This is a genomic window from Agromyces sp. NPDC057865 (assembly GCF_042796995.1).
GTDB lineage: Bacteria > Actinomycetota > Actinomycetes > Actinomycetales > Microbacteriaceae > Agromyces.
In genome coordinates this window covers 1,076,682-1,096,316 of the sequence record NZ_JBHVMJ010000002.1, presented here as the reverse complement: position 1 = coordinate 1,096,316, position 19,635 = coordinate 1,076,682, and the positions used below count along the sequence as shown (strand labels likewise).

Annotated in this window: 18 protein-coding genes; 11 read left to right on the top strand and 7 right to left on the bottom strand. The window is 72.0% G+C overall.

Translation table 11 applies throughout. The annotated features are described in order from the left end of the window. Nucleotides 1-6 precede the first annotated feature (6 nt). Entirely contained in the window at nucleotides 7-615 is a 609-nt protein-coding gene (locus ACFVN5_RS12775) for a DUF6264 family protein (RefSeq protein ID WP_376955582.1), read from the bottom strand. A gap of 8 nt (nucleotides 616-623) precedes the next feature. Then, nucleotides 624-1,652, bottom strand: a complete 1,029-nt coding sequence (gene fbaA / locus ACFVN5_RS12770; RefSeq protein ID WP_376955581.1) for a class II fructose-bisphosphate aldolase — start codon at nucleotides 1,650-1,652, stop codon at nucleotides 624-626. 93 nt (nucleotides 1,653-1,745) lie between these two features. Here fbaA and ACFVN5_RS12765 point away from each other — a divergent pair, with 93 nt between their 5' ends. From ACFVN5_RS12765 to ACFVN5_RS12750, 4 genes are all read left to right on the top strand, one after another. Next, a complete protein-coding gene (locus tag ACFVN5_RS12765) occupies nucleotides 1,746-2,738 on the top strand; it encodes a fructose-bisphosphatase class II (RefSeq protein ID WP_376955580.1) in 993 nt (330 codons plus the stop codon). Between the two features lie 167 nt (nucleotides 2,739-2,905). Further along, the gene (glpX, locus tag ACFVN5_RS12760; RefSeq protein WP_376955648.1) at nucleotides 2,906-3,910 is read left to right on the top strand and encodes a class II fructose-bisphosphatase; all 1,005 of its coding nucleotides are present in this window, start codon (nucleotides 2,906-2,908) and stop codon (nucleotides 3,908-3,910) included. 46 nt (nucleotides 3,911-3,956) lie between these two features. Beyond that, nucleotides 3,957-5,345 carry an MFS transporter gene (locus tag ACFVN5_RS12755; protein WP_376955579.1) on the top strand — a complete coding sequence of 463 codons (1,389 nt, stop codon included), beginning with the start codon at nucleotides 3,957-3,959 and terminating at the stop codon, nucleotides 5,343-5,345. A 100-nt stretch (nucleotides 5,346-5,445) separates the two neighbouring features. Continuing rightward, nucleotides 5,446-5,838: a VOC family protein gene (locus tag ACFVN5_RS12750; protein ID WP_376955578.1), complete on the top strand. Its 393-nt coding sequence runs from the start codon at nucleotides 5,446-5,448 to the stop codon at nucleotides 5,836-5,838. Between the two features lie 128 nt (nucleotides 5,839-5,966). On the opposite strand, the gene rmuC is transcribed toward ACFVN5_RS12750, so the two are convergent. Next, nucleotides 5,967-7,328 (bottom strand): DNA recombination protein RmuC, encoded by a 1,362-nt coding sequence (gene rmuC / locus ACFVN5_RS12745; protein WP_376955577.1) that lies wholly within the window; start codon nucleotides 7,326-7,328, stop codon nucleotides 5,967-5,969. A gap of 304 nt (nucleotides 7,329-7,632) precedes the next feature. Next, a complete protein-coding gene (locus tag ACFVN5_RS12740) occupies nucleotides 7,633-8,250 on the bottom strand; it encodes a 3'-5' exonuclease (protein ID WP_376955576.1) in 618 nt (205 codons plus the stop codon). 176 nt (nucleotides 8,251-8,426) lie between these two features. Here ACFVN5_RS12740 and ACFVN5_RS12735 point away from each other — a divergent pair, with 176 nt between their 5' ends. Together ACFVN5_RS12735 and ACFVN5_RS12730 are read left to right on the top strand one after the other, a co-directional pair. Next, nucleotides 8,427-8,753: a nuclear transport factor 2 family protein gene (locus tag ACFVN5_RS12735; protein WP_376955575.1), complete on the top strand. Its 327-nt coding sequence runs from the start codon at nucleotides 8,427-8,429 to the stop codon at nucleotides 8,751-8,753. Between the two features lie 7 nt (nucleotides 8,754-8,760). Then, nucleotides 8,761-9,558: a class I SAM-dependent methyltransferase gene (locus ACFVN5_RS12730; protein ID WP_376955574.1), complete on the top strand. Its 798-nt coding sequence runs from the start codon at nucleotides 8,761-8,763 to the stop codon at nucleotides 9,556-9,558. 39 nt (nucleotides 9,559-9,597) lie between these two features. On the opposite strand, the gene ACFVN5_RS12725 is transcribed toward ACFVN5_RS12730, so the two are convergent. Together ACFVN5_RS12725 and ACFVN5_RS12720 are read right to left on the bottom strand one after the other, a co-directional pair. Then, nucleotides 9,598-11,886, bottom strand: a complete 2,289-nt coding sequence (locus ACFVN5_RS12725) for a caspase family protein (protein WP_376955573.1) — start codon at nucleotides 11,884-11,886, stop codon at nucleotides 9,598-9,600. Beyond that, on the bottom strand, nucleotides 11,883-14,384 hold the full coding sequence (locus ACFVN5_RS12720) for a CHAT domain-containing protein (protein WP_376955572.1): 2,502 nt from the start codon (nucleotides 14,382-14,384) through the stop codon (nucleotides 11,883-11,885). Before ACFVN5_RS12720 ends, ACFVN5_RS12725 begins: the two co-directional genes overlap by 4 nt. 416 nt (nucleotides 14,385-14,800) lie before the next feature. On the opposite strand from ACFVN5_RS12720, the gene ACFVN5_RS12715 reads away from it, so the two are divergent. Next, nucleotides 14,801-15,727, top strand: coding sequence for a DMT family transporter (locus tag ACFVN5_RS12715; RefSeq protein WP_376955571.1), 927 nt, complete (start codon nucleotides 14,801-14,803; stop codon nucleotides 15,725-15,727). Here the strand turns inward: ACFVN5_RS12715 and ACFVN5_RS12710 are convergent. Further along, on the bottom strand, nucleotides 15,668-16,474 hold the full coding sequence (locus tag ACFVN5_RS12710; protein WP_376955570.1) for an alpha/beta fold hydrolase: 807 nt from the start codon (nucleotides 16,472-16,474) through the stop codon (nucleotides 15,668-15,670). The genes ACFVN5_RS12715 and ACFVN5_RS12710 overlap by 60 nt on opposite strands. A 76-nt stretch (nucleotides 16,475-16,550) precedes the next feature. On the opposite strand from ACFVN5_RS12710, the gene ychF reads away from it, so the two are divergent. The 4 genes from ychF to ACFVN5_RS12690 all read left to right on the top strand — a co-directional run bounded on the left by ychF (nucleotide 16,551) and on the right by ACFVN5_RS12690 (nucleotide 19,501). Then, nucleotides 16,551-17,624 (top strand): redox-regulated ATPase YchF, encoded by a 1,074-nt coding sequence (ychF, locus tag ACFVN5_RS12705; RefSeq protein WP_376955569.1) that lies wholly within the window; start codon nucleotides 16,551-16,553, stop codon nucleotides 17,622-17,624. 132 nt (nucleotides 17,625-17,756) lie between these two features. Next, entirely contained in the window at nucleotides 17,757-18,119 is a 363-nt protein-coding gene (locus ACFVN5_RS12700; protein ID WP_376955568.1) for a hypothetical protein, read from the top strand. 229 nt (nucleotides 18,120-18,348) lie between these two features. Continuing rightward, nucleotides 18,349-18,630 carry a hypothetical protein gene (locus tag ACFVN5_RS12695; protein ID WP_376955567.1) on the top strand — a complete coding sequence of 94 codons (282 nt, stop codon included), beginning with the start codon at nucleotides 18,349-18,351 and terminating at the stop codon, nucleotides 18,628-18,630. Next, a complete protein-coding gene (locus tag ACFVN5_RS12690) occupies nucleotides 18,596-19,501 on the top strand; it encodes a DNA polymerase beta superfamily protein (protein WP_376955566.1) in 906 nt (301 codons plus the stop codon). Before ACFVN5_RS12695 ends, ACFVN5_RS12690 begins: the two co-directional genes overlap by 35 nt. Nucleotides 19,502-19,635: the final 134 nt, after the last annotated feature.

Sequence of the window (19,635 nt, the reverse complement as noted above, 5' to 3'; positions counted from 1 at the left end):
CCGCCGTTACTGCGCGCTGCTCCTGCGCATGAACTCGAAGAAGGTCGGGTCGCTCGCGAACACGATCAGGCCGACGACCATCACGACCGCGAATGCGACGACTCCGGCGACGACGGGTACCCACCACGCGAGCCGGCCGGCGCGCATGCGCGCACGGGACCACAGCAGGGCCCCGATCCACAGCGTCACCTGGAGGATGGCACCGATCCCGATCGCGACGGGCACGATCGGACCCGGCGTGAACGACGTCGGGGGCTCGGTGCCGAGCAGACCGGCGGTCAGCTGCGCCGAGGAGAGCGCGGCATCCGGCATCGTGAGGAGCGACAGCACGTTGTAGATGACTCCCAACACGCCGAACGCCAGGAGCGCGATGGTCCAGCCGCGATCGAGCGGGTGGGCGTGCGCGCCGGTGCCGGCAATCGTCGCCGGCGTGGGGGCGGCAGCGGGTGTCGCCGGTGCCGACGGCGGAGACTCGGCGGACGCCGCCTCCCGCGGCGGCTGCCAGCTCCAGCCTTCGGGGGCGTACTCGCCGTAGCGCGGACGAGGCCGCGGGTCGACGGGCCGCCCCTCATCGGAAGGGGGATTCGTCGGCCGAGCGGCCTCGTCCTGCGGCATCCGTCTGCCTACGCGCTGATCGAGTTGCCGGCCGAGCCCAACTGACGAGTGGACTCGCCCACGCGGACGGCCATCGCCGACTCGGCGACCTTGCCCCAGGCGCGCGGGTCGTAGAGCTTCTTGTTGCCCACCGAGCCGTCGACCTTGAGCACGCCGTCGTAGTTCTCGAACATGTACCCCGCGATCGAGCGCGTGAACGCGTACTGCGTGTCGGTGTCGATGTTCATCTTCACGACGCCGTTGCGCACGGCCTCGGCGATCTCCTCGTCGGTCGAGCCCGAGCCGCCGTGGAAGACGAGGTCGAGGGGCTTCGGGCCGGTGCCGTACTTCGCGGCGAGGCCGTCCTGGATGTCCTTCAGGAGCTCGGGTCGGAGCTTCACGTTGCCGGGCGCGTAGACGCCGTGCACGTTGCCGAACGTGAGCGCGGCCATGTAGCGGCCCTGCTCGCCGAGGCCGAGCGCCTCGACCGTCTTGATCGCGTCGTCGAGCGTCGTGTAGAGGTGCTCGTTGATCTCGTGGCTGACCCCGTCCTCCTCGCCGCCGACGACGCCGATCTCGACCTCGAGCACGGCGTTGATCGCCTTCATGCGAGGGAGGATCTCCTTTGCGATCTCGAGGTTCTCGTCGAGCGGAACCGCCGAGCCGTCCCACATGTGGGACTGGAAGATCGGGTTGCGTCCGGCCTTGACCTCCTCCTCGGAGGCGGCGATGAGCGGGAACACGAAGTCGTCGAGCGCGTTCTTCGGGCAGTGGTCGGTGTGCAGCGCGACCGTGATCGGGTAGGACTTCGCGACCTCGTGCGCGAACCTCGCGAATGCGAGGGCGCCGGTCGAACGGGCCTTCACCGTGTGGCCCGCGAAGTAGTCGGCGCCGCCCGTCGTCACCTGGATGATGCCGTCGGAGCCCGACTCGGTGAGACCCTGCAGCACCGCGTTGAGCGTCTGCGAGGAGGAGACGTTGAACGCCGGGAAGGCGAAGCCCTTCGCCTTGGCGGTGTCGAGCATCTCGGCGTACTGCTCCGGGGTTGCGATGGGCATGGTGCTCCTTCGAAGGTGACGTTGGGGTTCGTTGACGAGTCTAGCGAGGTGACGAGGAGTGCTCAGGTCGCCGGCGACCGGCAGGATGGACGGGTGACCTCCCCGGCCCCCACGCCCCTCGACGAGCTCGGCGACGCGCTGGCGCATGCGCTGCGGGATGCCACGGCGGCGGCCGCGGCATCCGTCGTGCCGCTCGTCGGCTCGGGCGACGGCATGGCGGTCGACGGCACCGCGGTGGGCGCGCTGCGCGCCGCACTCGCCGTGATCGCCGTCGACGGGCGCGTCGTCGCGGGGGAGGGCGAGAAGGACGAGGCGCCGATGCTCGCACCGGGCGAGCGGTTCGGCACGGGCGGGCCGGCGCTCGACCTCGCTGTCGACCCGGTCGACGGCACGAGGCTCGCGGCATCCGGTCGCGACGGGGCGCTGGCCGTGCTCGCCGTCACCGGCCGCGACGGCTTCGCCGACCTCGGCCCGGCGCACTACCTCGCCAAGCAGGTCACCTGGTTGCCGGATGCTGCGGGGCTCCCCATCGAACGGCTCGTACGACGCCTCGCCGACGTGCGCGGCGTCGCGCCGGCGCAGGTGCGCGTCGCGGTGCAGGACCGGCCGCGGAACGCGGAGGTCGCCGCGCGCGCCCGAGCCGCCGGCGCGACCGTGGTGCCGTTCGAGCACGGCGACATCGAGCGATCGCTGCGGGCCGCGCAGCGTGGCACCGACCTCGACGTGGTGACCGGCATCGGGGGAGCGCCCGAGGGGCTGCTCACGGCCGCCGCGGTCCGGGCGCTCGGGGCCGACATGGTCGCGTCGTACGCGCCGCAGTCCGCCGCGGAGGCGGAGCGGCTGGCGGCGTCGGGGCGGACGGCGGGAACGCGGTTCACGCTCGACGACCTCTGCCGAGGTCCGGCGTGGCTGTTCCTCAGCGCGGTCACGGCGTGCCGGCCGGGCGCCGACGGCGTGCTCGAGGCGGCGCGGCGCGAGGCCCGCGGCATCCGTGTCGCGTCGTGGCACGTCGGGCCGCGGAGCTCGCCGCAGTGGTCGGAGCTGGTCGTGGGAGACGACGGAGTGGTCGTGGGCGTCGTCTCGTGAGGCGGTTCCGGCTGATCGTTAAGAACGCACGAACTTTCACGTCCTCGACGCCACGGAATGCGTTTTCCCAACCTCGGAATCGTTAAGCTCGAAAGCAGGCTCGGCACCGGTTCGCGGATGCCACTCAGGCCCCGACCTCCGACCGACCACTCCGGGAAGGACCTCCGATCGTGAGCACCGACATCGAAAGCAGCCTCTACCTGCACCCCGACCGCAACATCGCGCTCGAGCTCGTGCGCGCGACCGAGGCCGCTGCGATCCGCTCGTACCCGTGGATCGGGCGCGGCGACAAGCTCGCCGCCGACGGTGCCGCGGTCGACGCCATGCGGGCCTTCCTCGGCACGGTGAACTTCGACGGCGTCGTGGTCATCGGCGAGGGCGAGAAGGACGAGGCGCCCATGCTCTTCAACGGCGAGCGCGTCGGCAACGGCCGCGGCCCCGCCTGCGACATCGCGGTCGACCCGATCGACGGCACCTCGCTCACCGCCGCCGGGCGTCAGAACGCCCTGTCGGTCATCGCCGTCGCCGACCGCGGCACGATGCTCGACGCGTCCTCCGTCTTCTACATGGACAAGATCGTCACGGATGCCTCCGGCATCGGCGTCGTCGACATCCGCAAGCCCATCGGCGAGAACCTGCGCGCGCTCGCGGCCGCCAAGGGCAAGGACGTCGGCGAGCTCCGGGTCGCGGTGCTCAACCGCCCGCGACACGAGCAGCTCATCGCCGACATCCGCGCGGTCGGCGCCGGCACGCGCCTCATCAGCGACGGCGACGTGGCCGGCGGCATCAACGCGGCGCGTTACGAGTCGCGCATCGACATGTGCGTCGGCATCGGCGGCAGCCCCGAGGGCATCACCACCGCGTGCGCGATCAAGGCGCTCGGCGGCTTCATGCAGGGCCGGCTCGCGCCGAAGGACGACGCCGAGCGTGCCCGCGGCGAGGCGGCGGGACTCGACTGCGACCAGGTCTACGAGCTCGATGACCTCGTGCGCAGCGACAACACCTTCTTCGTGGCCACCGGCGTGACCGACGGCGAACTCGTCGACGGCGTGCGCAAGAAGGGCCCGATCATCCGCACCGAGTCGATCGTGCTGCGCGGCAAGTCGGGGACCATCCGCCGCGTCGTGGCCGACCACCTCGTGGAGAAGTGGCTCGACGAAGCCGACCGATGACGCGATTCCACGGGCGGATGTCCGTGGAATTCGCGAGAATGGCCGGATGAGCGACGGGACGAGGCTGCCGCGCGCGCTGCGCCCGTTCACCTCGGGCCAGTACCGGCTGCTCACCGTCGCGCTGGCGGCGTCGCTGCTGTCGGCCGGCGCATGGATCGTCGCGGCCGTGTGGCAGGTCGTCGAGCTCGGCGGATCGCCGGTCGACCTGTCGTTCGTCGCGGTCGGGTCGAGCCTCGGACTCGTCATCGCCGTGCTGTTCGGCGGGGTCGCCGCCGACCGCATCCCGCAGCGGCGCATCCTGCTCACGGTCGAGGTCGTGCGCGGCGTCGGGTTCGCGACCGCCGCGGTGCTCGCCGCGACCGGGGTCATCGAGGTCTGGCACGTCGCCGTCATCTCGTTCGTGCTCGGCCTGGCCGACGGGTTCTTCTATCCCGCGTACTCGGCGTGGCTGCCGGCGATCCTGCCGGCCGACCGGCTCCTCGCGGCGAACGGCATCGAGGGCGTGCTGCGTCCGGCCGTGATGCAGGCGGCCGGTCCGGCGCTCGCGAGCGCATGCATCGCGCTGCAGGGTCCGTGGCTCGCGTTCGCGGTCGTGGCGGTGCTGCAGGTCGCGGCCGCCGCCGTGCTCGGCTTCATGCGCACGACCCCGGTGCGGCGCGACCTCGACTCGCTCGACGTGCACCCCGTGCGGCAGTCGTTCATCGACCTGCGCGACGGCTTCGCCTACCTGCTGCGCACGCGCTGGCTGTTCGCGACGCTCGCGTTCTCGATCATCCTCGTGTTCCTCATCATGGGCCCGATCGAGGTGCTGCTGCCGTTCGCCGTCAAGGACCAGACGGGCGGCGGCGCGGGGGCGTACGCGCTCGCACTCGCGGGCTTCGGCGTCGGCGGCGCGGTCGGGTCGCTCGCGGTCGCCTCGATGAAGCTGCCGCGGCGGTACCTCACGCTCATGATCCTGGCCTGGGGCTTCGGATGCCTCCCGCTCGCGATCATCGGGTACACCTCGTGGCTCTGGGTCATGGTCGTGGCCGTGTTCATCTGCGGCGTCCTCTTCGACGGTGCGCAGGTGGTGTGGGGCACGCTGCTGCAGCGGCGCGTGCCGCCCTCGATGCTCGGCCGCGTCTCGAGCCTGGACTTCTTCGTGTCGCTCGCGCTCATGCCGATCTCGATGGCCGTGGCTGGCCCGGTCGGCGAGTGGATCGGGCTCGCCCCGGCGTTCCTCATCGCGGGCGTCATTCCGCCGCTGCTCGCGCTCGCGACGCTCGCGTTCGCCCGGCTCGGCCGTGATGAGCTGGCGCACCCGCTCGACGGGCACCCCGACGAGGACGTCGTGACGGGTGCCGAGGCGGCCGCCGGCTTCGCCCCGCCCGTCGACGAGCCGCACCACCGGCACGAGCCGACCCGACGCGCCGACCCCGACCTCGAGCCCGGATAGGCCGCTCGCAGCTCGCCGCGACAACCCCTCGACGACGAAGCGGACGTGTGGAAGCGTGGCTCGTGCCGACCCGGCATCACGAGTACGGAGGAGGACCCACGTGGTCACGATCAAGGATGCATTCCCGGGATTCAGCGTCGACGACCTCGGTGCGGTGCGCGAGTTCTACGGGACGAAGCTCGGGCTGCGCATCGAGGACGGGCAGATGGGCTCCCTGAACATCACGCTGCCATCGGGCCAGACCGTCTTCGTCTACCCGAAGGACAACCACGAGCCGGCGACGTTCACGATCCTGAACCTCATCGTCGAGGACATCGACCGCGCGGTCGACGAGCTCAACGAGGCCGGCGTCGTGACGAAGATCTACTCGGGCGACCAGGACTTCGGCACCGACGAACGCGGGATCTCGCGCAGCTCGGACGAGAATCCCGGGCCGAACATCGCCTGGTTCACGGACCCCGCCGGGAACGTCATCAGCGTCATCGAGGGCTGAACGCCGAGTTGTTCGCGCGCCCTGGCCGCCCCGTCGACCTGACGCCCTCGCGCTCGGGCGGCGACGGCGCGCGCTGGCCGCTGGCGTCGACCTGACGCCCTCGCGCTCGGGCGGCGACGGCGCGCGCGTCACCCCTTGTGCGAAGCGTCGCCCGACTCGATCTGGCGACGCAGCTCGGGGTCGAGGTCGGCGCCCGTGCCCGCGACCAGCTCGTAGGCGGTGAGCTCGCGCGGCGCCTCCTCGATGCCCTGCAGCGGCGCGAGGATCTTCGACTCGTCGAGGGCCCCGAGCTTGCGCGCGGTCGGCAGCACCTGGCGCTCGAGGGAGCCGACGAACGCGTTGTAGTCCTTCACGCTGCGCTCGATCGTGCGGCCGAGCTTCTCGATGTGGGACGCCGTGGTGGCGAGGCGCGAGTACAGCTCGCGGCTGAGATCGAAGAGCGTCTTCGCCTCGTTGGTCAGCACGTCCTGCTGCCACGAGAACGCCACGGTCTTCAGGACCGACCAGAGGGTCACGGGCGACGCCAGCGCCACGCGCTTCGCGAACGCGAACTCCATGATGCTCGGGTCGGCCTCGAGCGCGGCCGAGACGAGCGACTCGCTCGGGATGAACGCGATGACGAGCTCGGGCGAGGCGTCGAGGCCGTTCCAGTAGCCCTTCGAGCCGAGCGCCGTGATGTGCGCGCGCACGGCCTGCACGTGCTGCTTCATGAACTCGGCGCGCCGGGCCGCGTCGGCGCCGACCGCCGTGGCGGGGATCTGGCTCGCCTCGAGGTAGGCCGAGAATGGCACCTTCGCGTCGACGGCGATCGACTTGCCGCCGGGCAGGCGCACCACCATGTCGGGACGGCCTGCGCCGGAGTCGCTCGAGATGCTCGACTGCAGGTCGAAGTCGACGCGCTCGATGAGGCCGGCGGCCTCGACCACGCTGCGCAGCTGGGTCTCGCCCCAGACGCCGCGGGTGCTGTTCGAGCGGAGCGCGGACGCGAGCGCCTCAGCGGTGGAGCGCAGCCGCTCCTCGGACTCGGCCGCGGACTTGAGCTGCTGGGCGAGCTCGCCGTGCTGCTGGTGGCGCTGGGTCTCGAGCTGCGTCACCTTCGACTGCATCTCGGTGAGCGACTGCTTGACGGGCGCGAGCGCCGTCAGGACGCGGCTCTCGGCCTGCTCGCGCGCCTCGCGGGCCTGCTGCTCGGCGCGGTGCTGCTCGACGAGCTCGCGGTGCTGGTGCTGGGCCGTGAGGATCTGCTCGCGGAGCGCCTCGGCCGTGGCCGCGGTCGCGGCGAGCTCCTCGCGGAGGAGGGACTTGGCCGCCTCCTCGCCGGCGCGGACCTCGGCGATCTGCGCCTGGTGACGCGCCTCGATGAGCGCCGGGTCCTCGACGACGACCGGGTCGCCGGCCCCCGCGATTCGGCGCGCGGCCACGAACCATGCACCGAGCGCGCCGAGCGCGACGCCGAGGACGAGGCCGATGACGAGCAGCAGGATCTCCATGTCCCCGAGTGTGGCAGCGGCGTCCGACATCGCTCGCGAGGCGGCTCGGCCGGGCGGGGATCGGAGGTCGCGAGTGGCGTCTCGATACGCGTCGGCCTGCGGCCGGCGCTACTCGACGACCGGAGGGGGTCGGCCTGCGGCTTGCGCTGCTCGACGACCGAGGGCTCGCGCCGTTGCGCCACTTCAGCGGCCCGCGCACCGCTCCGACTGGCGCGGGGAGCGTCGAACTGGCGCGGGGAGGCGTCTCGATACGCGTCGGCCTGCGGCCGGCGCTACTCGACGACCGGGGACTGGCGCAGCGCGCCTACTGCAGGGCCATCGGCCCCTGCGCCGACTGCTGCGCCTGCGTGGCGACCGACCCGATCGCGCCGAGCGGCACCCGCGTGAGGTGCGCCAGCCGTTCGACGTCGTCGGCCTCGTGGCGCTTCGCCGCGTGCACGATGATCGCCGCGCACGCCTCGGCGTCGGCCAGCGCGTCGTGGTGCGAGAAGTCCTCGAACCCGGCGGCCATCGCCGCCGACGGCAGGCGGTACGACTCGAGGTGGTACGTGCGGCGCGCCACCTGCAGGCTGCAGAGGTAGCGGAAGTCGGGGACCTCGAGGCCGAACGCGGTCGAGGTCTTGGCGATGACGCCCATGTCGAACCCGGCGTTGTGGGCGACGAGCACGTCGCTCCCGGCGAACTCCCGCAGCGCGGGCAGGTGCACGGGCCAGCCTGGCGCGTCGTCGACCATGTCGCGCGTGATGCCGTGGATGCGCACGTTCCACTCCGAGAACTCGTCGTGCGGGAACGGCGGCCGGATGTACCAGTGCACCCGGTCGACGACCCGCCCGTCGCGGACCTTCACGAGGCCGACCGAGCAGGCCGACGCGCTCGACGGATTGGCGGTTTCGAAGTCGATCGCGGTGAAGTCCACTGGCACGCGTGCATCGTCGCACGCGGTTCCGACACGGCCGGGCGCGTCGTGTGGCGCGTCGGCGATCGGGCTGCGGATGCCGCGTCGGCGCCGCATCCGACGGTTGACGGATGCCGCGGGCAGGGCGTGGAATGGCTGCGGGAGCGCCGAGCCGACGGGCGCCGCGAGGGTGAGGAGACCGGATGACCGAGTTGCCCGCACCGGTTGCCGAGGCGTTCGACGCCACCAACGCCGGCGACCTCGACCGGTTCGTCGCCGCGTTCGCCGACGACGGCGTCATCGACGACTGGGGGCGCGAGTTCCGCGGCCGCGAGGAGATCGCGGGCTGGAGCCGTCGCGAGTCGATCGGCGTGCACCAGACCTTCGACGTCGGCGACGTCCGCGAGGCCGGCGACGAGGTGATCGTCGCGGCCGACGTCGGGGGCGACGGGTTCAACGGGCCGTCGACGTTCATCTTCCGGCTCGCACCCGGCGGCGCGGCGATCGAGCGAATGGTCATCACGGGGTGAGCGAGCCGTGAGCGACGTCCCCGAATCGACCGGTCCCGAGCGCCCCGACGGCCTCGTCGTCGACCCGAACGACCCCGCGACGATGCGCACGGCGCGCTCGTTCGGCGCCGCGGCATCCGTGTACCACGCGTCGCGCCCGGGCTACCCGGTCGATGCGGTCGCCTGGCTCATCGGCGACGCGCAGCGCGTGCTCGACCTCGGGGCCGGAACGGGAAAGCTCACCGAGGCGCTCATCGAGCTCGACCGCGACGTGATCGCCGTCGACCCCGTCGAGGAGATGCTCGAGGAGCTCGAGGTCGCGGTGCCCGGGGTGCCGCGCATCCTCGGCACTGCCGAGGACATCCCGATCGAGGACGGCTCGGTCGACGCCGTCGTGGCCGGCCAGGCGTGGCACTGGTTCGTGCCCGAGCGCGCGGTTCCCGAGATCGCGCGCGTGCTGCGTCCGGGCGGCGTGCTCGGACTGGTCTGGAACAGCCGCGACACGAGCGCGGACTGGCTGCGCGAGTCCGGCGAGATCATGCACGAGCGGCACGACGCGAGCGCCACGTTCGAGAGCTACGTGCGCATCGGGTCGCCGTTCGGTCCTATCGAGGAGCACACGGTCGAGTGGCGCGAGCCGATGTCGCGAGTGCGCTTCCTCGACCTCGTGCGCTCGCGCAGCTACTTCATCACGGCCCCGCCCGAGGAGCAGGCGTCGACCATCGCCGCGCTCGAGACGCTGCTCGACACGCATCCCGACCTCGCGGGCGCGGAGGAGCTCGCCGTGCCCTACGTGACGCGCTGCTTCCGCGCGCGGCTGCGCTGAACTCGCGCGGCCGGCTTCCAGGCGCGCCCGCCGGTCGCCTCACGCGTCCAGCAGGTCGGCCGTCGCGCGCAGGATCGCGACGACGGCGTCGCGCTGCCGATCGGATGCCGCGCCGGCGTCGGTGCGCGCGCCGGGTCCGACCGGCGTCACCGCACCGGTCCCGACCGTCCCCGCGCCGTCGCCGGCGACGGCCGACGCGCTCGCCGTGCCGAGCAGGATCCGCCCGCCGAGCACCTCCTCGCCATGGAACTCGGGCGTCTGCCGGCGGTTCGGCCCGAACTGCTCGACGACCTGCCGCACGAAGTCCCGGTTCGAGACCGAGCCGACGCCGGTCGTCAGCAGCGGGATGGCCGTGCGCGTGAAGTCGCCGTGGCCGCCCGACTCCCACGCCACCTCGGTGGCCTTGCAGGCGCTGAACAGCACCTCGCGGCGCACCCCCGCGGCCCTCGGAGCGGCCGGCGCGACCACCTCGGACGCGAGCACGCTCGCGATCGCGGCATCCCGCACCGGGTCGGCCTCGTCGGACACCGGCGCGACCCCGCGGTCGGCGCGGTACGCCTCCTCGTCCTCGCGCGTGAGCACCACGGCGCGCGGCAGCGAGTCGCCGACGGGCGTGAGGTCGACGCGCGGCGCACGGTTCGCCGAGCCCGAGTGACAGCTGTCGAAGAACGCCGTGAGCGCGACGCCCTCGGGGATGACGTCCCAGATGCGGGCGAGGTCGTCGTCGATGATGAGCCGGCCCTGCTTGCGGAAGTCCACGGGGCAGAGCGCCTCGTCCTTGGCGACGTCGCCGTCGTCCTCGTCGGCGTCGAGGTCGGGCACGAACGTGCCGTGTCCCGAGTACTGCACCGCGAGCACGTCGCCCGGCGCGGCCTGGCTGACGAGCTCGAGGATGCCGCGCAGGATCGCGTCGCGGCTGGCCGCGGCATCCGTCAGCTCGGTGACCTCGAACTGCGCGGCGCGCAGGGCTTCGGCCCAGGCGCGCTCGTCGGCGACGCAGCCCTTCAGGCGGTCGCCCTCGTCGGGGTAGGCGTCGACGCCGATGCAGAGCGCCCGGCGTGCGCCGGCGCCCGGCGCGGCATCCGCCGCCCCTGCGGCCCCTGCGACCGCGCCCGCTGCGGACCGCGAGCCTGCTGCCGCGGGCACGTCCTCGTACTCGGGCCACGGCGCCACCTCGCGCGACTTCCTCGGGAACGACGTGACCGTCGCCACGCCCGCCACGCGCCGGGCGACGCTCTCCATGGTGGGCCCGTCGTTGTCGAAGTCGCCGTGCGAGGTCGCGGCGCTCGCCGTGCGCACGCCCACCGCGTTCGGGGCGAGCACGAGTTCGCCGTCGGCAGAGGCACCGGTGAAGAAGTCGGCGAGCTCGGCGTCGCGCGTGAGGAACTTCGCCATGCCGAGGATCGGCGTCGCCTTCTGCGGCTCGAACGACGCCGACACGAGGTAGAGCAGCGACTTGTTGTAGATCCGCAGGCACGTGTCGGCACGCTCGGCCTCGTCATCCATCGTGAAGATCGCGACGCGCGCGATCTTGCCGCTGCGCGCGTGCGGCATCACGAGCTTCGAGAACGTGTCGACGCGCACGGCCGGGGCGAGCAGGTTGAGCGACGCGATCTCGGGGACGTCCGCCGCGAGCGCCGCGTCGAGCAGGTGCGAGTGGAAGATCGAGCCCGCGCTGTGGCCGACCGCGTGCACCTCGATCTCGTTGGGGTGGTCGGCCATGAACTTCGCGAGTGCGCGCACGAAGTAGTGCCCGCCGCCGCCCTTCACGGATGCCGCGGCGGCATCGATCTTCATGTCGTTCCAGATCCCGCCGCCGCCGAGCAGCCGCGCCGCGACCTCGAGGAACGTGTCCTTCGCCTCGTCGACCCAGCCGCGGCGGCCGCCCGACGCCCAGCGCCGCAGCGCGTCCCAGAGCGCCGTGCCGAGGCCCGTCTCCCACACGAAGTGGATCGGGTAGACGCCGTTCTCCTTCCACCACGCCACCTGCTGCTGAGCGATCCCGAAGCCCGACGCCTTGTCGACGAGCCCGCCGTGCGCGTAGAGCACGACCGGCACCGGGCCGGGCGCGTGCGCGGCGACGAAGGCCGGCAGGTGCGTCTCGAAGAGCGCGTCGATGTCGCCCGTCGTGGTGCGGTAGGCGCCCACGTCCCGCGGCTCGGAGGGGGCGCCGGTGGCGAGCTTCCCGTCCTCGAGCGTGATCACGTGCGGCCGGAGGTCGGCGAGCTCGGCCGCCGAGAGGTCGGGTCCGCCGCGCGGGGCGGCCGGTGCCGCGGCGGTGGGCGGCGACGGGGGAGCGGACGGGCTCGGCGGGCGTACGGCGTTCATGGCTGCGGTCCTTCCGGGATGGGCTGGTCGAGCGGGTCGGGCGGTGCGGGCGGTGCGGGCTGATCTGGCTGGTCGAGTGCTGCGGGCTGGTCTGGCTGGTCGGGTGCCGCGGGCTGGTCGGGTGCTGCGGGTGCTGCGGGCCGGTCGACGTGCATGCGGGCGCGCGGGTGGGCGTACACGGCGTAGGCGAGCTCCGAGAGGTCGGCGTCCTCGTGCGCGGCGCGCCGGGCCTCGCGGGCCGCCTCTGCGATCGTGAGCTCCCCGTCGGCGAGACCCACGTAGAACGCCTCGACGAAGGTCGAGGCCGGCTCGTCGCCGACGGCCCATGAGCATCCGACGAACGCGGCCGCGCCGCCGCGGAGGAACGCCTCGGGGAATCCGCCGAGGGCGGTCGGACCCGCCGGCAGGCGGCCGATGTCGCACGCGTTGAGGAACACGAACGGTCCCGTGTCCGCATCGTCGAGGCGTCCGCGGTCGGGCAGGTCGCGACGCAGCTCGCCGTCGGAGTACCGCGCGAGCGGCACGTCCTCCGTCTCGCTGAACGCCGCCAGCAGGAGCTCCTGCACCTGCGGGGATGCCGCGCTCCAGCGTCCGTGCCCGGCGAAGTGCAGCAGGTCGAAGCCCTGCTGCATGAGCCCGGTGATGCCGTCGGCGTCGTCGGGGTCGATGGTCGTCGCCGCGAACCGGTCCTCGAGGAACCGCCGCTCCTCCGCGGTGTGCGTCAGGCGCAGGTGCTGGTCGGCGTACTCGGGGCAGACGAAGCGCACGCCCGCGGGCGTCACGGTGAGGTCGATCGGGTGCGCGGTGTCGTACACCCAGCGGGTGAGTCCGTAGGTGCTGAGGAACCGCGGGATCAGGTCATCCTCCGGCTGCTTCGCCGTGGTCGGGTCCTTCGGCGGCACCAGATGCACGATCTCCCACGGGATGTCGAGCTCGCCCGCGGTCTGCACGATGAGGCCGTCGAGCTCGTCCTGGGAGTTCCAGAGGAGCTCCCGTACCGGTCCGCTGAAGAGGCGATCCGCGAGTCCCATGCCGAGCTTGCGCAGGCGCCAGAGGCCTCGGCGGGCGCGCTTGTCGCGATCGGTGATCTCGGCGAGCTCGGCACGGATGCCGCCGACCTTGTCGTACGTGCGCGAGATGAACGCGGCCTTGTCGTCGAGCGGCGTCGTGCATTCCGCGGAGTCCGAGCCGACCGTCACGCGGATCCGCAGCACCGACTCGGTGCCGACGATCGACTCGTCGATGCGGATGCTCGGCAGCACCAGGAGCTCGGGATCCGGCTCGATGACGTCGGCGGTCACCCGCGTCGGCTCGACCGCGGCGCGCACGCCGGCCGCGATGATCTCCGCGGTGAGGCGGAGCGTGGCGAGCGGCAGGTCGGCGTCCTGGCGCACGACGAGCGACACCTCGCCGCTGCCCGGGATCGGCCCGACGACGTGGAACACGTGCTCCGCGACCTCCGCGTCGGACTCCGGCAGTCGTGCGGCGACGGTCTCGGGCTCGCCCGCCACGAGCCGGAACCCTCGCAGCGCGATCGTCACGGTGACATCGCGTCGCGGGTCGACCATGATCCCCTGCTCGGCGTGCGTCGTGCCCGCGGATGCCTCGAGCCGCTGTCGGCTCAGGCGGAACCGCACCTCCGTGACCTCGTCGACGACGACGCGGCGGGGCATCTCGGCGTGCACGTGCGCGAGGACCCGGCGCTCGATGGGCTCATCGCCGGCGCCCCCGACGCCGAGCGAATCCTCGGGGCCGAGCTCGGGACCGGCGCCGAGGCCGTCGTCCGGCGAGACCGGGGAGGGGACGGGCGTGACCGGCCCGGGCGCGGGCGCGCCGCGCATGGGCGGCGGCTCGGCGGCGGGCGGCGGCGGCGCACCGGGTGCGGGCATCGATGGTGGCGGCGGCGGCGGCGGGGGAGGCGGTGCCGGCGGTGGCGGCGGCGCACTCGGCGCGGGCATCGAGGCCGGTGGCGGCGCCGTCGGCATCGGGAATGACGGTGCCGGCGGGGGCGGCGCGGAGCGTGTGGGGGGCGGCGCGGAGCGAGTCGGTGGCGGCGGTGCCTCGGCGCCGGGTTCTGCGGCTTCCTCGGGCGGCTCGGCGCCGCGCGGCGCCTCGGGCGCGGCGGCCTCGAGGCGCTCGGCGGCGTAGGCGCGGGCGAGCTCCTCGGCCTCGGCCTCGGTCTCGCACTCGACCACGACCACGATCCCGCGTCGCGGACCGATGCCGAACGGCAGCACGACCTCGAGCGCGTCGGGGTCGTCGCCCCTCGGCCGGAAGGTGCAGAGCAGGTCCTCGACCTGCACGAACACGATGACGCGCCGCGGGTCGACGTCGTCGGCGAGCGAGAGCACGATGGCGGGCGGCCCGCCGCCGGTGCCGACGAGGTCGGCGCGGGCGAGCACGCGTCCCGACGAGGGCGGCGTCCAGTCGACGGCGTCCGCCGCGGCGACGACGCGGATCGCGCCGCGCGCACCGAGCACCGCCGACGGCGGCATCATGGCCCGGGCCTCCGCCCGAGGCATCCGACGACAACGTTCGCCGAGGCCCCCGCCACCATGTGCAATTCAGGTGCGGAGGCGTGTCGCGGCGCGAGAGTCCGGCGTGTCGCACCGACACGCCGCGTCGGGACCTGAATTGCGCACCCGCCGATCCGCCTGCACGTGGCGTACATGGCCGATTCCCCCTCGACTCGTCGCACCGCCGACGAACATGAGCGGTGCTCGACTTCACCCTCAGGCGCAGCATACGACCGCGGGGACTCCGCCCACCAGCGTCTGCGGGCACGTTCAGTGGCACCCCGGATGCCGCGGAGGGACCGCCCTGAGCGTGCGCTTCGTGTCGGGGCATCCGGCCGCGGCATCCGTGCACAGGACCGCGGTCGGAACCACCCCCAGACGCGACGTACGCTGTTCGGGTGGAACGCGGGCGGATGTACCTCTTCTTGGCGCTCGCGAACCTCTTCTGGGCCGGCAACTACGTGTTCGGCGAGATGGTCACGCGGGAGATCTCGCCGATCTCGCTGACGTTCTTCCGGTGGGCGTTCGCGGTGCTGCCGCTGCTCGCCCTGGCGTGGCTCATCGAGCGTCCGAACTGGCGCGAGGCGTGGCGCGAGTGGAAGCTGCACCTGCTGCAGTCGGTGCTCGGCCTGACCGGCTACACGCTGCTGCTCTACGCCGCGCTGGGCCTCACGGGGGCAGTGAACGCCGCGGTCATCAGCGCCATCAACCCGGCCACGATCGCGCTCGCCGCGGCGATCTTCCTGCACGAGCGGCTGAACCGGGTGCAGGTGCTCGGCATCGTCGTCGCCTTCGTCGGCGTGACCGTCGTGCTCACCGGCGGCGACGTCGTGCAGCTCGTCGAGCAGGGCTTCGGCGTCGGCGACCTGCTCGTCATCGGCTCGGTGCTCGCGTGGACGGTGTACTCGCTCATCTCGCGGCGCCTCGTGACGCCGCCCATCACCGCGACCTCGGTGCAGGCGGTCTTCGCCGTCGTCACCATGCTGCCGCTCATCGCGTTCACGGGCGTCTCGCTGCCGTCGTCGCCCGGCGGCGCGCTCGGACTGGCGTACATCGTGGTGTTCCCCTCGATGGCCGGCTACGCGCTCTGGAACATCGGCGCGTCGAAGGTCGGTCCGTCACGGGCGGGCATCTTCCTCAACCTGCTGCCCGTGTTCACCGTGGTCATCGCGCTCGCGTTCGGCGCCACGCTCGAGCTGCCCGCCGTGATCGGCGGCGCGATCGTGATCGCGGGCGTGTACCTCACGCTGCACCAGCGACGCGGCTCAGCGCCTGGGCTCTCCGGCGACCCGATCGAGCCAATCGCGAAGAAGCGCCCCGAATAGCTCGGGTCGCTCGAACTGCAGGTTGTGGCCGGCGACGTCGAGCACGGCGAAGGTCGCGGTGGGGTAGCGCTCCACGAGGCGCCATTGGTCGCGATAGCCCACGACCCAGTCCTGCCGACCGGCGATGATCAGCGTGGGCGCCGTGAACGGGTCGCCGCGCTCGATCGGCTCCTCGAGCCCGTACTCGCCGCGGATCCGCGTGATGGCGACGGGGTCGCCCGCCTCCAGGCCCGGTGCGACCTCGGTGCGGAAGCGCTCGAGCGCCTCGGTCGACTCGACCACCGCGATGTCGGTGAACTCGGCGGCCTCGACGGGATCGAGGCGTGCGATCAGCTCGGGGTCGGGGCGGCGCACCGCGCGCGCCGGGACGCGCCGGGCGGACGCGTCGGCGACGACCATCGGGCAGATGAGCGCGAGTCCGAGCACCTGCGCCCGCCGCCGTTGCACGAGCGCGCGCGAGAGGTAGCCGCCGTACGACTCGCCGACGAGCAGGAACGGCTCGTCGCCGATCGCCTCGTCGATGAACGCGTCGACCCGGTCGAGCACGTCGCGCGTGCTGGAGATGCCGTCGCCCGGGGAGGCGCCGAGCCCCGGAAGGTCGGGGTAGACGCGCCGGATCGGCTCGTCGGGGCCGAACAGGGGCTCGAGGCATCCGCTCATGAGGCGATGGTCGACGGGGAAGCCGTGCAGGGCGAGCAGGGGCAGCCCGGCGCCGCGCTCGAGGACGTTGAGGGCCGGAACGGTCACGCTCGAACCCTATGCGTCGGTCCCGACATCCGTCGCACAGCAGCCCCCGGGCCGCCGCCGGGTACGATGGACGCCCGTGGCTCTCACTATCGGCATCGTCGGCCTGCCCAACGTCGGCAAGTCCACCCTCTTCAACGCCCTGACCAAGAACCAGGTGCTCGCGGCGAACTACCCGTTCGCGACGATCGAGCCGAACATCGGCGTGGTGAACCTGCCCGACCCGCGGCTCGAGACCCTCGCGGGTATCTTCGGCTCCGAGCGCATCCTGCCCGCGACCGTGTCGTTCGTCGACATCGCCGGCATCGTGCGCGGCGCTTCGGAGGGTGAGGGGCTGGGCAACAAGTTCCTCGCCAACATCCGCGAGGCCGACGCGATCGCGCAGGTCGTGCGCGGGTTCGACGACTCCGATGTCGTTCACGTCGAAGGCACGATCGACCCCAAGGCCGACATGGAGACGATCAACACCGAGCTCATCCTCGCCGACCTCGAGACGCTCGAGCGCGCCATCACGCGCTTCGAGAAGGAGGTCAAGGGCAGGAAGCTCGACCCCTCCGTGCTCGCGGCCGCCAACGAGGCGCTCGAGGTGCTGCAGAAGGGCACGCCGCTCAGCGCGGCATCCGTCGACCTCGCGCCCATCGCCGAGCTCGGCCTGCTCACCGCGAAGCCCTTCATCTACGTCTTCAACGTCGACGAGGCGACGCTCACGGATGCCGCGCGCAAGGCCGAGCTCGCCGCGCTCGTCGCGCCCGCCGAGGCCGTCTTCCTGGACGCCAAGATCGAGTCCGAGCTCATCGACCTCGACCCCGCGGATGCCGCGGAGCTGCTCGCGTCGACCGGCCAGGACGAGTCGGGCCTCGACCAGCTCGCCCGCGTCGGCTTCGACACGCTCGGCCTGCAGACGTACCTCACGGCCGGCCCGAAGGAGTCGCGCGCCTGGACGATCCGCAAGGGCTGGAAGGCCCCGCAGGCGGCGGGCGTCATCCACACCGACTTCGAGCGCGGCTTCATCAAGGCGGAGGTCATTTCGTTCGCCGACCTCGTCGAGACCGGCTCGGTCGTCGAGGCCCGTGCGAAGGGCAAGGCCCGCATGGAGGGCAAGGACTACGTCATGCAGGACGGCGACGTGGTCGAGTTCCGGTTCAACGTGTGACATCTCGGGCGACATGACGGGTCGTATCGAATGAGCCGTCGAACGGGCGGAAATCGGTACGAGCCTGATGCACACTGGCGATTCGGCAATCGAGCCGGCGCTGCAACGCTCGTCGCAGCAGGCATCGCATGCATGATGGCGTCTGCCGAGAGCTGGAATGCGGGTATCGCGGTGCTCGGCGTTCTGTTCGTGACCGTCGGCGCACGGTGGGTCACCAGGGTGAAACGCGCCGCCGTGGAGTACGACACGGTCGGCGTGACGATCGTCGGACTCTTCTGGACCCGTCGTATCGCTCGCTCATCGATCCGCGACGTCCACGCGGACCACCGTTGGGCCGCCGTCGTCTGGTGCGACCAACGCGGCCGGTGGAGGTGGACACCGCTCAGTCCGATAGCCACCGGAGGCGGGTGGCGCGGCATCCTGCTCATTCCCGAGGCGACGCTCGAAGCGCGGCAACGCTACCTGAAGCGCCTCGCGAAATGGGCTCGGCTGTGAGCCGAGCAGCGAAGGCGCTGCACTCGAGGGAGTCGTGAACCGACCGAACCGGCTGCAGCGTGTCGGCCGGATCGCCTTCTACGCATTCGCGTCGCTCCTGCTCTGCATACTCGCCGGGCTGGGTGTCGCGGGTGCGATCGACTCGACGCAACCCGTGCGGTGGGGGACGTTCACCGAGGAATCCTGTGAGTCCCGGACACGAGGAGGGTGCAGGAGTCTCGGAACATGGGTGAGCGACGACGGGACGATCACGAGGCGCGAGGTCTACCTCGACGGGCGGACCGAGCCCGGCGGCATCGTCCGAGCCGGATATCGACCTGCGGGGATCATCGATTACGACAATGACATCGTGCACACCGAGGTGTGGATCGGTGGCGGGGTCTGGATGCCATGGGTATTCGCAGCCGGATTTCTCGGCTACACGATCGCGAAGGCGTACAAATGGGGGCACCTCAGGCCGGCGAGTCTCTGCGCGCGTGGGCGTGGCCGGCACGTGCGTCAGCCGGGCTGACGCCCGCCTTCGCCGGGCGCGATATGGTCAGCGGATGCGCGCGATCCCGGACTCCCTCGACTCTGCCGTTGTCGCTGAGATCGATGCACGCCTGGCCGGCATCGAGCTGGAGCACGGCGTGCGGATCCCGTGGGCGATCGAGAGTGGGAGTCGAGCCTGGGGGTTCCCTTCGCCTGACAGCGACTACGACTGCCGATTCATCTACGTACGGCCCGACACCGAGTACCTCACGCTGTGGCCGGCGCGGGACGTGATCGAGACGCCCTTGGACCGCATCTTCGATGTGAACGGCTGGGATCTCGCCAAGGCCGTCCGCTTGGTCGTGAAGGGCAATGCCGCGGCGATCGAGTGGCTCCGCTCGCCGATCGTGTACTCGGGTGACGTGGGCTTCCGCGATCGCCTGCTGGGTTTCGCGAACGAGGTGGTCGAGCGAGTGCTGATCGCACGTCACTACCTGCACGTGGCGCGACAGCAGCAGACGGGAACTCCGTCGCTCAAGCGCTTCTTCTACGTGCTTCGGCCGGCGGCGGCGTTGCGTTGGCTCGCTGACAATCCGGAGGCGGCCCTTCCCCCCATGGATCTCCCGACCCTGCTCCGGGAGACCGACGTTCCGTCGAACGTTCGGGACGCAGCATCCGAGCTGATCGCGACGAAGGCGGTGACCCGCGAGATCGGCAGTGTCGCTCCGCACGATGCGCTCGTCCGGTTCGTGGCGGAGGAACTCGACCGGGCGGAGGCCTTCGAGGGCGCCTCGACGACCCGGGATGCCACGGAGGTGCGAGAGCAGGCGGACGCGTTCTTCCAGGCGGAGATCGCTGTTCGTGCATACTCCGGGCCTGCCGCGCTGCGGCTCGATCAGGTCGCGCGATGATCGCAGACTTCTTCGGTGACGTCCTCGCCTGGTTCGTGGGGGACACGGTCACGGATGGCGTCCTCGGCGGATAGCGCTCAGGAGCGCGACGCAAGGTCTTCCCGGGCGGGATACGCGTGGTGTCCGGCCGTCAG